This is a genomic window from Neobacillus sp. OS1-2 (assembly GCF_030915505.1).
Lineage (GTDB): Bacteria > Bacillota > Bacilli > Bacillales > Cytobacillaceae > Neobacillus.
This window is the reverse complement of record NZ_CP133265.1, coordinates 368,584-381,253: the sequence shown is the minus strand read 5'-3', so window position 1 is coordinate 381,253 and position 12,670 is coordinate 368,584. Positions and strand designations below refer to the sequence as shown.

Genomic DNA, 12,670 nt, shown 5'->3' with positions numbered 1-12,670 from the left:
ATAATGAAAAATAAAGAAAGAGTAGATGTGTTACTCGTGGAGCGAGGTTTAATTGAAACGCGAGAAAAAGCTAAACGGGCCATTATGGCAGGGTTAGTTTATACAAATGAAGAGCGATTAGATAAACCAGGTGAAAAAGTTAAAATCGATATTCCGTTAACTATAAAAGGAAAAATGCTACCGTATGTAAGCCGCGGGGGATTAAAGCTCGAAAAGGCGATAAAAGTGTTTGATGTGAACGTTCAAAATAAAATACTATTAGATATTGGTGCTTCAACTGGTGGGTTCACCGATTGTGCCCTTCAAAATGGGGCGAAAATGTCCTATGCCCTTGATGTGGGTTACAATCAGCTAGCTTGGAAGCTGAGGCAGGACGAACGTGTTGTAGTGATGGAGAGGACTAATTTTCGCTACGTCACACCAGCTGACTTAAACGGGGAAATGCCGAACTTTGCGTCAATTGACGTATCATTTATATCCTTAACATTAATATTACCGGTGTTAAAAACACTTCTTATACCAGGAAGTGATATTATCGCCCTTATTAAGCCGCAATTTGAAGCCGGACGAGACCAAGTAGGTAAAAAAGGGATTGTTCGGGATGAAAAGGTCCATTTACAAGTAATAGAGAAAATCATCCATTTTTCTGTCGAGCAGGGATTTACCGTAACAAACTTATCGTATTCACCTATAACCGGTGGTGATGGAAATATTGAATATTTGCTTCACCTTAAATGGAGAGGCGAAGAATCAGCTGGACAAATACAGTTACCAGTCAGCCCCTCCGAAATTGTAAATGAATCACATAAAGAATTTCATTCGAAATTAAACTAGAAAGGATGGGCCATGCCTATCCTTTTATTGCATATACATGTATTTTTATAAAGAATAAATGTACAAGTTTGGAAAAATGGGCTAACATATGGGTAGATACGACATTATAGTACAAAATACTCTAATGTTTTCTATGACTATGGGGTGAAAAGATGAATAAAGGTCAACGCCATATAAAAATCAGGGAGATCATTGCCAGGAATGATATTGAAACACAGGATGATTTAGTGGATGAACTGAAGAATGCAGGATACAATGTAACGCAGGCAACCGTGTCACGAGATATTAAAGAATTACATCTTGTAAAGGTTCCACTAATTGATGGCCGGTATAAGTATAGCTTGCCTGCAGACCAAAGATTTAATCCATTGCAGAAATTAAAGCGTTCATTAATTGATGCATTTGTTAGGATCGATTCGGCTGGACACCTACTGGTCCTGAAATGTCTGCCTGGTAATGCTATGGCTATCGGTGCTTTAATCGACAATCTTGATTGGGAAGAAATATTAGGAACGATTTGCGGTGACGACACGATGTTAATCATATGCCGAACGCCGGAAGATACCGAGGTCATTACAACCCGGTTCCTTGATATGCTTTAATTGGGGGAGAGTGTCTTGTTAGCAGAACTATCAATAAAAAATTTCGCCATTATCCAAGAACTGGAGATTAGTTTTGAAAAAGGATTAACCGTTTTAACCGGCGAAACAGGTGCCGGTAAGTCCATTATTATTGATGCCATTCATTTATTAGTTGGTGGAAGAGGTTCAGCAGAATTTGTTCGCCATGGAGAAGACAAAGCTGAAATAGAAGGTTTGTTTCAATTGGATACCCCTAACCATCCTATTCTATTGAAAGCCTTAGAATTTGGGATAGATATCGAAGAAGGAATGGTGGTTTTACGACGAGATATTTCCCGGACAGGAAAAAGTGTGTGTCGTATTAACGGAAAATTAGTGACGATAGCAACCCTTCGGGAAATGGGCGGAACTCTTGTAGATATCCATGGTCAGCATGAACACCAAGAATTGATGGATGAGACAAGACATTTAACATTGCTGGATCAATTTGGTTCTGAGGAAATCCAAGCTTCACTGGGAGAATACACTGATGTATTTCGCCGATACGAGCATACATTACATAAGCTTAAAACTTTAAGCGAAAATGATCAGCAGACAGCCCATCGACTTGATTTAATTCAATTTCAATTAGACGAAATTCAAAAGGCTAAATTAAAGCCAAATGAAGACGAGGAGCTTTCCGAAGAAAAAAGAAAACTTGGCAATTTCGAACGGGTATTTGAATCCATTCAATCAGGCTATAATGGCCTAAATGGTGAACAGAAGGGCCTTGATTGGGTTGGAATGACTATGGGGTACTTGGAGGATGCAGCCTCCCTTGACACGGCCTATAAAGAAATATTTGAATCTGTTTCGAATAGTTTCTATCAATTGGAGGACGCAGCACGATCATTAAGAAATGAATTGGATGCTCTGGAGTATGATCCAGGAAGGTTAAATGAAATTGAAGACCGCTTAAATGAAATTAACCAGTTAAAACGAAAATATGGGAAAACCATCAATGAAATAATGGAATATGGTGCAAAAGTTGAGGAAGAAATAGAAACACTTATGAATAAAGAAACACATATAGAAGAACTGAAAAAAGAATTAGCATCCATTATGAAGGACTTAGTTCTAGAGGCAAAACAATTATCCGAACTCCGCCAAAAATGGGCTAATAAGCTGACAAAATTAATTCATACTGAATTAAAAGAATTATACATGGAAAAAACGGTTTTTGAAATTCGTTTTGAAACAGATCTTCAGCATTTTTCTAAAAACGGCGTGGACCATGTTGAATTTTATATTTCGACGAATCCGGGAGAACCATTAAAGCCATTATCAAAAGTGGCTTCTGGAGGAGAGTTATCACGGATCATGTTGGCGTTGAAAAGTATTTTTTCGAAACATCAAGGTGTTACTTCGATTATCTTCGATGAAGTGGATACTGGTGTGAGCGGAAGGGTTGCTCAATCCATCGCAGAAAAAATTTATAAAGTTTCTTCAGGCTCACAGGTCTTGTGTATTTCCCATTTGCCACAGGTCGCTGCAATGGCAGATACACATCTGTTTATTGCTAAGATGATAAAGGGTGGAAGAACAAAAACCTCAGTTACACCACTAAGTATTGATGAAAAGATTAGAGAGATCGGCCGGATGATATCTGGTGCAGAAATCACCGACTTAACAAAAAAACATGCTGAGGAATTGTTACAATTAGCAGTAAAAACGAAGGTAAATTGAAAAGCTTCCCAATTTGGGTAGCTTTTTTATGTTTATACCAGTTATAAATGATTGTCAAGGAGGCAAAATTAAAGGTGTAGCCATTTTTGAAGTGTGTAGTGAAAAGAAGCGAGGAGAGTGAAGAATTTGAAGTTAGAAATAATTAGAAAGATTATTGGTGGAATTCTCCTTGTTTCATTAATTAGCCTTATATTTTTTCAGCCGTTACAGCAATACCTGGCAATCCCTAAGACGATTACTATGTTTGAAGGACAAGATTATACCTTCCAGAAGGCTGCTCCGGTATCTGCAGCTCTAAAAAATAATTCTCACAAATCGAATATTACACTTAATCAGGAAAATCATTCAATATCCGTGAACGCAAATGAAAAAGGCAAAAATGAAGTGCTACTAGAATATGCAGGCATTCCGATTAAAAAGGTCGATGTACATGTCTTAAACGATTTTCGAGTACTGCCCGGCGGTCAATCAATTGGTGTGAAATTAAATACTGTAGGCGTATTAGTTGTTGGACACCATTTGATTAATACAGAGGATGGCAAAAAATCACCCGGTGAACTTGCAGGAATAAAAATTGGAGACATGATTACCGAAATCAATGGCAGCAAAATTGAAAAAATGACAGATGTTGCTCCGTTCGTACAAACGGCAGGACAAGATGGTAAAGCTCTTGATATGGTTATCAGTCGGGAAAGCGGCAAAATTACGACTAAACTCACCCCGTTAAAGGATAAAGGGGAAAACACCTATAAACTTGGATTATATATTAGAGATTCAGCAGCTGGAATTGGGACGATGACTTTTGTACATCCACAGTCTAAAAAATATGGTGCCCTTGGACATGTTATTTCAGACATGGATACAAAACAGCCAATCGTGGTGGAAGATGGTCAAATTGTCCGTTCCACAGTAACATCTATTGAAAAGGGTAGTAACGGTGATCCGGGAGAAAAACTTGCCCGTTTTTCTTCAGATCGTGAAATTGTTGGTAATATTAAAAAGAACAGTCCATTTGGTATTTTTGGTGAATTAAACAAAGAATTAAAAAATGGGGTGCTAGATAAACCACTCCCCATAGCACTATCCCATCAGGTTAAAGAGGGACCGGCAAAAATTTTAACCGTAGTGAATGATGACCGAGTTGAAGAATTTTCGATTGAAATTGTCAGCACAATTCCGCAAAAGTTTCCGGCTACAAAGGGCATGGTCATTAAAGTGACCGATCCAAAGCTCCTTGAAAAAACAGGAGGTATCGTTCAAGGCATGAGTGGAAGTCCGATCATTCAAGATGGAAAGCTGATCGGAGCAGTTACACATGTGTTTGTAAATGATCCTACATCTGGATACGGTGTGCATATTGAATGGATGCTAAATGAAGCTGGAATTAATATATACGAAACACCAAAAAATAAAGCGAGCTAAACATTGTTTAAGCAAAATAGGTAAATTTCCCTATTTTGCTTCTCTTTTTATATGGAGATTATTCGACAAAACCATGTTGTTAAATGGTAATAATGCGAAATTAGTCGAAAAGAGAAGGAAAACAAAGAAAAGATAAGATTTTATCACTATTTTAAGAAATATTAAAAAAATGAAAGGATTTTTAGTTGCATTGTCGAATTTCTTATTTAGAATAGAATTTAGAGATGATAAATGAATAATGCGGTATGATGAAAATAGAGATTTGATTTGAATGAGGAGGAACTGGAATTGAAGAAAATAAAGGTTTGTGTCGTGGATGATAATAGAGAGCTGGTTGGACTATTAGAGGACTATATTTCGTCCCAAGAAGATATGGAAGTTGTCGGCATCGCCCATAACGGTCAAGAGTGCTTAGAAATGTTAGCTTCAACAGACCCTGATGTCTTAGTATTAGATATTATTATGCCGCACCTTGACGGTTTGGCAGTGCTTGAGCGCTTGCGTGAGTTGAAAAAAGGAACATTACCGAATGTTATTATGTTAACAGCTTTTGGTCAAGAGGATGTAACCAAAAAAGCCGTTGAACTTGGTGCTTCCTATTTTATTTTAAAACCATTTGATATGGAGAATTTAGGAAGCCATATTCGTCAGGTTAGTGGAAACGCCAGCACCTTTATTCGTAGGGGCCCCGCTACAAGCTACCGTTCCCAATCAGAACAAAAACCAAAAAATTTAGATGCAAGTATTACAAGTATTATTCACGAGATCGGAGTTCCAGCACATATTAAAGGTTATTTATATTTGCGTGAAGCGATTTCGATGGTGTACAACGATATTGAGCTTTTAGGTTCCATAACGAAAGTATTGTACCCTGATATCGCCAAAAAATATAACACGACAGCAAGCCGCGTTGAACGTGCTATCCGCCATGCAATCGAAGTGGCCTGGAGCCGTGGTAATATTGATTCGATCTCAAGCCTTTTTGGATATACGGTAAGTATGTCAAAAGCTAAGCCAACCAATTCTGAGTTTATTGCCATGGTGGCTGATAAACTTCGTCTTGAGCATAAGGCTTCTTAACAAAATTAAACATAAAAAAGCCTTCATTTCAGTAAAGTGAATGAAGGTTTTTTCTTGTATGTGTTAATTTCCCTTGTCTTTCTCGAGCTCCATTAGTTTTTGGATGAGAATATGCTGCGGCATATGCATAAGCTGTTCTATCGGTACATTTAATTTCTGAGAAAGTTTTATTGCTGTTTCCGGTGATAACTGTAAAGGTTTCATTGTAATGCCTCCATAATAAAGTTGGGAAGTGAAAAAATGACACAGATTTTTGCTCATCGCGGTTATTCTGCTTCTAATGCAGAAAATACTATGGCAGCCTTTTGGGAAGCAGAAAAGGCAGGTGCAGATGGTATAGAGCTTGATGTTCAATTGACAAAGGATGGCGAAATTGTTGTAATCCATGATGAAAAAGTTGACCGAACAACAAGCGGAAATGGCTTTGTCAAAGATTTTTTATTTAAAGAAATTAGAAAACTTAATGCCAATAAAAAGGGAGTCAAAAAAGAACCCATTCCCTCTTTAACAGAAGTTTTGGAATGGATGAAAACAAATAAGCTCATTTGTAATATAGAGCTTAAAAATGGGCTGATTCCCTATGAAGGCATGGAAGATAAGGTCATCGAGTTAATCCGTAAATACAGTCTAACGGACAGGGTTATTCTTTCTTCTTTTAATCACTATAGTATCGTCTATAGTTATCGGATAGCACCGGAAATTGAAACAGCCCCGCTTTTTATTGAGGGGATCTATATGCCTTGGATTTATTCACAGTCCATAAGAGCAAAAGGGATTCATCCAAAACATTCAGCGATGTCTGATAACATCATCATTCATACGATGGAAAATGGAATTGCTGTACGTCCTTATACCGTTAATAAGGAAGCTGACATGAACCGGCTCTTTAATATCAATTGTACAGCCATTATTACTGATGACCCCGCAAAGGCACTTCGAATAAGGAAACAGTATGAAAAGAGACCATAACGGCCTCTTTTTTGTTTAGCTCCAGCTCCTGGCATTGCGCTCCCGCCACATTTCTTATTACTTTTTAAACCTTCCCTGTACTTTATTTCTTTTACGATCCCTGCGAAAAATAAAGCCGGCTACAAAACCAAGTCCGCCAATAAAAAAGATTAATCCAACTAAAAATTGTAACAACAAATTTGGAAATGGCGCCTGTAGAATCCCAAAAGTCATATCGCGCATTAATTTAATTCCCAAGGCAGCTAAAGCACCGGGAATCACAACGATGAAAAGGGCTATAATACGTATCATAAATAAATCCTTCCAATTTCGATTTTACTTTTTCGGTATATGTAAATTATATCTCATGAAAATATTATTACATAGCTGAAAATTGTCAAGGTTTGTGTTTGAATATAAAATAGATAATAATGAAGAAAATTGCATGTATTTCCTAAAATGGGATGAAATAAGTTTCTTGACATAAAAGGGGTAGAAAAAATGCAAAACATTATGATTGTTGGTGCCGGCAAAGGTGGAACGGCAATCTTAAAAATAGTAAAAGAATCAGAGGTCTTAAATGTCGAAGTGGTCATTGACAGAAATGAGGATGCACCAGGCATTTTATTGGCAAAAGAGGAGGGGATAAAAACAGGAACAAGCTGGCAGCCTTTTCTAACTAAAGACATCGATATTATTATCGAAGTAACAGGGGATGACACTGTTTTTCAAGAATTACGAGAGACAAGAAATAAAAAAACTGTATTAATTCCAGGAAGTGTGGCCTTCCTTGTTTCAAAATTAATAGAGGAAAAAGAGGAACTGGTTGCTAAACACCAAAATGAATCATATCAGCAGGAATTAATTTTTAACGCTACAAATGATGGAATGGTGGTCATTGACCAACATGGAAAAGTGATTTTGTTTAATAAACGTGCTGAAGAAATTATGGGCGTGAAAAAAGCGCAAGCAATCGGAAAAGCAGTATTAGAAGTTATTCCTTCAAGCAGGCTTCCCATCATCCTAGAAACGAGGAGAACAGAGGCAAATCAAGAAATGGTTTTAAGTAATGACCGAAAAATCATCACAACACGGATTCCGATAATTGAAGAAAATGGTACATTAATCGGTGCCTTTGCGGTTTTTAAGGATATAACAGAGGTTGTTAATCTGGCAGAGGAAATCACAGATTTAAAGGAAATTCAAACCATGCTGCAAGCCATCATCCATTCGAGTGATGATGCTATATCTGTTGTCGATGAGAATGGACGGGGAATCCTGATTAATCCTGCCTATACCCGCTTAACAGGACTGACAAAAGAGCAAGTAATAGGGCAGCCTGCAACGGCAGACATCTCTGAGGGTGAAAGTATGCATATGAAGGTACTGCAAACTAGAAGGGCTGTTCGGGGTGTGCCGATGAGAGTGGGGGCAAATAAAAAGGAAGTAATTGTGAATGTTGCCCCGATCATTGTTAAAGGGAAATTAAAAGGCAGTGTCGGAGTTATCCATGATATGTCTGAAATGAAATCACTAAGCAGGGAATTAAGCCGAGCAAGACAAATTATCCGCACCCTGGAGGCCAAATATTCCTTTGAGGATATTATTGGCCATTCTGATGAAATGATGCTTGCCATAGAGCAGGCAAAGTTAGGAGCTAAGACACCTGCAACCGTCCTTCTTCGAGGTGAATCAGGAACGGGTAAGGAGTTATTTGCCCATGCTATACATAATGCAAGTGATCGAAAATATAACAAGTTTGTCCGTGTCAATTGTGCGGCTATTTCTGAATCGTTATTAGAAAGTGAATTGTTTGGTTATGAGGAAGGGGCTTTTTCCGGTGCTATTCGTGGGGGCAAGAGAGGTCTTTTCGAAGAAGCAAATAATGGCAGCATTTTTCTAGATGAGATTGGGGAGCTTTCAGCTAATACCCAGGCAAAGCTCTTACGGGTGCTACAGGAAAATGAAATCATTCGTGTTGGCGGAACAAAGCCTGTTACCATCAATGTAAGAGTCATTGCTGCTACGAATGTTAATTTAGAAAAGGGTATTGCAAAAGGATCCTTTAGGGAAGACTTATACTATCGTTTAAACCGCATGCCTATTCATATTCCACCGTTACGGATGCGAATAGAAGAGATTCCCGTTTTATGTGAGCGGTTGATTCAAAAAATAAATTGGGATTATGGTAGAAATGTTGAAGGGGTAACGCACGCGGCTTTACTCCAATTAATGGGCTATAACTGGCCCGGAAATGTACGGGAATTAGAAAATATTCTTGGCAGAGCCATTATTTTTATGAATTATTATGAGACGTTAATAGATGTTCCTCATTTACCCGAGTTGAAAAAAGCAGGAAGTGAGCCTCCTGTCACAAGTTTTAATGAATCCTATGAGTTAGAGCAATCATTATCAGATATGCTGGAGACATATGAAGCCAAAATCATCCAGCAAACTTTACTCCGGTTAAATGGGAATAAAACATTAACAGCTAAAACACTTGGATTATCGGTGAGAAATTTATATTATAAACTAGACAAATACAAAATTGAAAAAAATAGCATGCAATAAATTGCATGGATTGAAAAATTTTGCGCAACGAGGATACGGAGAATAAAGCGTTTTCATTAATTTATTCTTGGCATGGTTCTTGCATATTAATATATCGGGGTTGCAGAAAAGGGGAAAGGGTTGATGACAACTTGTTGCTAGATTCACTAATTGACAGAGCAACCCAGGGAAGTAAAAATACAGTTGCGGTTGCTGCGGCAGAAAATGCTGAAGTTATTGAAGCAGTGATAGATGCATTGGACCGAAATCTTGCACGTTTTATCCTGTTCGGTGATCAAAAAGAAATTATTTCTCTAATTGAAAAGAAAAAGAATAAGCCGATAAACAGGAATGAAATAAAAATTGTGGAAACCGGATCCATTGCCATGTCTGCTGAGTTAGCCGTTAAGTCTGTATCTAACAAAGAGGCAAATGTATTAATGAAAGGTAATGTTCCAACCAACGTCCTTTTAAAAGCTGTTCTGAATAAGGAATTTGGTCTTAGAACCGGAAACGTTTTATCGCATGCTGCTTTTTTTGAAATTCCTGGTTACGATCATTTTACTATTATAACTGATGCTGCAATGAATATTGCCCCTGACTTAGAACAAAAGGCGCAAATTATTATGAATACCGTTTCACTTGCTAAGTCAGTTGGAATTGACAACCCAAAAGTGGCACCAATCGCCGCAGTCGAGGTAGTTAATCCTGTCATGCAGGCAACAATGGATGCAGCAGCGTTAACGGTAATGAATAAACGAGGACAAATATCCGGCTGCATCGTGGATGGGCCGCTTGGCTTAGATAATGCTGTATCAACACTGGCTGCCGAACACAAAGGAATTATCAGTGAGGTTGCAGGAAAAGCTGATATCCTATTAGTACCTACCATCGAAGTAGGAAATGTATTGTATAAATCGTTAATTTATTTTGCAAATGCTAAGGTTGGTGCGATAATTGCGGGAGCAAAAGCACCAATTGTGTTAACATCTAGAGCTGATTCTGCGGAAAGTAAGCTGTATTCGCTTGCCTTAGCGCTATGCTGTGTAAAAAAATAGATAGTCAACATTCGAGGAGGAAACAAACAATGGAACTATTCAAGTACTTAGAGAAATTTGATTATGAGCAAGTCGTATTCTGTCAAGATAAGCAATCTGGTTTAAAAGCGATTATAGCTATTCACGATACAACCCTAGGGCCAGCATTAGGCGGCACCAGGATGTGGACATATGCATCAGAAGAGGCTGCAATAGAAGATGCCCTTCGTCTAGCCAAAGGGATGACGTATAAAAATGCAGCAGCTGGATTAAATCTTGGCGGAGGGAAAACCGTTATTATTGGCGATCCTCGGAAAGATAAAAATGAAGCTATGTTCCGAGCATTTGGCCGATACATTCAAGGATTAAATGGCAGATATATTACAGCAGAAGATGTGGGTACAACGGTGGCTGATATGGATTTAATTCATGAGGAAACCGATTATGTTACGGGAATATCCCCTGCATTCGGATCATCAGGTAATCCATCACCGGTAACAGCTTATGGCGTTTACCGCGGAATGAAAGCTGCTGCAAAAGAGGCATTTGGAACGGACTCGCTTGAAGGGAAAGTAGTAGCGGTTCAAGGTGTTGGAAATGTAGCGTATACCTTGTGTGAATATTTGCATAAAGAAGGAGCGCAACTGATTGTTACAGATATAAATAAAGAAGCAGTTAATCGTGCGGTTGAAGCATTTGGTGCACTTGCGGTAGACCCTGATGAAATCTATGGTGTTGAATGTGACATTTACGCCCCATGTGCTTTGGGAGCGACCATTAATGATGAAACAATCCCACAATTAAAAGCGAAAGTAATTGCCGGTTCGGCTAACAATCAATTAAGGGATACTCGCCATGGTGATATCATTCATGAAATGGGTATTGTCTATGCACCGGATTACGTTATTAATGCGGGCGGAGTGATCAATGTTGCGGATGAGCTTTACGGATACAACCAAGAACGGGCAATGAAAAAGGTTGAACAGCTCTATTCAACAATTGAAAAAGTAATCGAAATTTCAAAACGTGATAGCATCCCTACCTATGTGGCAGCTGACCGGATGGCGGAAGAAAGAATTGAGAGAATCCGTAATTCCAGAAGTCAATTTTTGCAAAATGGCCATCACATTCTTAGCCACAGAATTTCTAGGTAATCGGAAAAGCGTAAGCGCCTTGATCAGGGGCGACAGGCATAAGACGAGCCGGCGAGAAGGTTGTTCTTTACCTTCTTGACGGATTGGCTTATGACCCCGAGCCCCTAGGCGCTGGAGCTAGACAGATATTCATTGAAATATTAGAACGGCAAAGCGCTGAATGGAAAATTCAGCGCGTTTGCCTTTAATTAAGATGTTTTTGTTAATGGAGGTCACGACGTTGCCAGATAATAAATATCGGATTCTCATCATCAACCCAGGCTCAACATCAACCAAAATCGGAGTCTTCGATAATGAAATTTCCATTTTTGAAAAAACAATCCGCCATGAGGCGGAGGAAATTAATCATTTTTCCACTATAATTGATCAATATGAATTTAGAAAAAATACTATTTTGGAAACACTGGATCATGAAGGGATCAACATTTCTAAATTATCGGCTGTTTGCGGACGGGGTGGATTGCTGCGTCCGATTGAAGGCGGAACTTATGCTGTTAATGAATTGATGCTAAAGGATTTACGTTCTGGTTTTTACGGACAGCATGCATCGAACCTAGGTGGAATTATAGCTTATGAAATTGCCAATGGTCTTAATATTCCTTCTTTTATTGTCGACCCGGTTGTTGTCGATGAACTGGATCCAATTGCAAGAATCTCTGGATTCTCCTTAATTGAGAGAAAAAGTATTTTCCATGCCTTAAATCAAAAAGCTGTCGCAAGAAGAGTGGCAGGGGAGATGGGGAAAAAATACAACGAATTAAATCTGATTGTGACCCATATGGGCGGCGGAATTACCGTTGGCGTCCATAAACATGGTAAAGTAATAGATGTCAATAATGGTCTGCATGGTGATGGCCCCTTTAGCCCTGAGCGCGCAGGAACTGTACCGGCTGGTGATTTAATAGCCCTTTGCTTTTCAGGAGAACATTACCGGGAAGAAATCATGAAAAGACTTGTTGGTCAAGGGGGTCTTGTTGGCTATCTCGGAACAAATGATGCCGTTAAAGTAGAACAGAGAATAGAAGCTGGGGATCAAGAGGCAAAGCTTGTATATGAGGCGATGGCTTATCAGGTGGCAAAGGAAATTGGGGCAGCGAGTACTGTACTTTCCGGCAGGGTGGATGCGATTATCCTTACAGGTGGACTGGCATACGGGAAAGACTTTGTGAAATCCATTACAGATCGGATTAATTGGATCGCCGACGTTATTGTTCATCCAGGTGAAAATGAACTTCAAGCATTGGCTGAAGGCGCGATAAGGGTCTTACGTGGTGAGGAAGAAGTAAAGTTATATCCGGGAAATTTTACAACTGCAAAAATTTAAAGAGAATGGGGAGGA

12 protein-coding genes are annotated in these 12,670 nt (G+C 38.9%); 10 read left to right on the top strand and 2 right to left on the bottom strand.

Translation table 11 applies throughout. The features are described 5' to 3' along the window. Positions 1–3 precede the first annotated feature (3 nt). From RCG19_RS02035 to spo0A, 5 genes are all read left to right on the top strand, one after another. Positions 4–834, top strand: coding sequence for a TlyA family RNA methyltransferase (locus RCG19_RS02035; protein ID WP_308109490.1), 831 nt, complete (start codon positions 4–6; stop codon positions 832–834). 152 nt (positions 835–986) lie between these two features. Next, positions 987–1,436, top strand: a complete 450-nt coding sequence (gene ahrC, locus RCG19_RS02030) for a transcriptional regulator AhrC/ArgR (RefSeq protein WP_308109489.1) — start codon at positions 987–989, stop codon at positions 1,434–1,436. A 15-nt stretch (positions 1,437–1,451) separates the two neighbouring features. After that, positions 1,452–3,140: a DNA repair protein RecN gene (gene recN / locus RCG19_RS02025; protein ID WP_308109488.1), complete on the top strand. Its 1,689-nt coding sequence runs from the start codon at positions 1,452–1,454 to the stop codon at positions 3,138–3,140. A gap of 126 nt (positions 3,141–3,266) precedes the next feature. Beyond that, complete coding sequence (spoIVB, locus tag RCG19_RS02020; protein WP_166238261.1) at positions 3,267–4,562, top strand: SpoIVB peptidase; 1,296 nt, start codon at positions 3,267–3,269, stop codon at positions 4,560–4,562. A 288-nt stretch (positions 4,563–4,850) separates the two neighbouring features. Next, positions 4,851–5,642 (top strand): sporulation transcription factor Spo0A, encoded by a 792-nt coding sequence (gene spo0A / locus RCG19_RS02015; protein ID WP_166238259.1) that lies wholly within the window; start codon positions 4,851–4,853, stop codon positions 5,640–5,642. A 63-nt stretch (positions 5,643–5,705) separates the two neighbouring features. On the opposite strand, the gene RCG19_RS02010 is transcribed toward spo0A, so the two are convergent. Further along, on the bottom strand, positions 5,706–5,846 hold the full coding sequence (locus RCG19_RS02010; protein ID WP_308109487.1) for a YycC family protein: 141 nt from the start codon (positions 5,844–5,846) through the stop codon (positions 5,706–5,708). A 36-nt stretch (positions 5,847–5,882) separates the two neighbouring features. Between RCG19_RS02010 and RCG19_RS02005 the strand changes: the two genes are divergently transcribed. Further along, on the top strand, positions 5,883–6,611 hold the full coding sequence (locus RCG19_RS02005; protein ID WP_308109486.1) for a glycerophosphodiester phosphodiesterase: 729 nt from the start codon (positions 5,883–5,885) through the stop codon (positions 6,609–6,611). Between the two features lie 57 nt (positions 6,612–6,668). On the opposite strand, the gene RCG19_RS02000 is transcribed toward RCG19_RS02005, so the two are convergent. Continuing rightward, positions 6,669–6,902, bottom strand: a complete 234-nt coding sequence (locus RCG19_RS02000) for a DUF2627 domain-containing protein (RefSeq protein WP_166238253.1) — start codon at positions 6,900–6,902, stop codon at positions 6,669–6,671. Between the two features lie 189 nt (positions 6,903–7,091). Between RCG19_RS02000 and RCG19_RS01995 the strand changes: the two genes are divergently transcribed. The 4 genes from RCG19_RS01995 to buk all read left to right on the top strand — a co-directional run bounded on the left by RCG19_RS01995 (position 7,092) and on the right by buk (position 12,655). Continuing rightward, positions 7,092–9,161, top strand: a complete 2,070-nt coding sequence (locus tag RCG19_RS01995; protein ID WP_308109485.1) for a sigma-54 interaction domain-containing protein — start codon at positions 7,092–7,094, stop codon at positions 9,159–9,161. A 131-nt stretch (positions 9,162–9,292) separates the two neighbouring features. Beyond that, entirely contained in the window at positions 9,293–10,198 is a 906-nt protein-coding gene (gene yqiS, locus RCG19_RS01990; RefSeq protein ID WP_166238249.1) for a phosphate butyryltransferase, read from the top strand. 29 nt (positions 10,199–10,227) lie between these two features. Beyond that, positions 10,228–11,331, top strand: coding sequence for a branched-chain amino acid dehydrogenase (gene bcd / locus RCG19_RS01985; protein WP_166238247.1), 1,104 nt, complete (start codon positions 10,228–10,230; stop codon positions 11,329–11,331). Positions 11,332–11,536: 205 nt separating this feature from the next. Continuing rightward, a complete protein-coding gene (buk, locus tag RCG19_RS01980; protein WP_374049572.1) occupies positions 11,537–12,655 on the top strand; it encodes a butyrate kinase in 1,119 nt (372 codons plus the stop codon). Positions 12,656–12,670 lie beyond the last annotated feature (15 nt).

Coding starts and splice junctions, on each gene's coding strand:
- RCG19_RS02000 (WP_166238253.1), bottom strand. CDS start 6,902: ATGATACGTATTATAGCCCTTTTCATCGTTGTGATTCCCGGTGCTTTA.
- bcd (WP_166238247.1), top strand. CDS start 10,228: ATGGAACTATTCAAGTACTTAGAGAAATTTGATTATGAGCAAGTCGTA.
- RCG19_RS02035 (WP_308109490.1), top strand. CDS start 4: ATGAAAAATAAAGAAAGAGTAGATGTGTTACTCGTGGAGCGAGGTTTA.
- buk (WP_374049572.1), top strand. CDS start 11,537: ATGGAGGTCACGACGTTGCCAGATAATAAATATCGGATTCTCATCATC.
- RCG19_RS02010 (WP_308109487.1), bottom strand. CDS start 5,846: ATGAAACCTTTACAGTTATCACCGGAAACAGCAATAAAACTTTCTCAG.
- ahrC (WP_308109489.1), top strand. CDS start 987: ATGAATAAAGGTCAACGCCATATAAAAATCAGGGAGATCATTGCCAGG.
- RCG19_RS02005 (WP_308109486.1), top strand. CDS start 5,883: ATGACACAGATTTTTGCTCATCGCGGTTATTCTGCTTCTAATGCAGAA.
- RCG19_RS01995 (WP_308109485.1), top strand. CDS start 7,092: ATGCAAAACATTATGATTGTTGGTGCCGGCAAAGGTGGAACGGCAATC.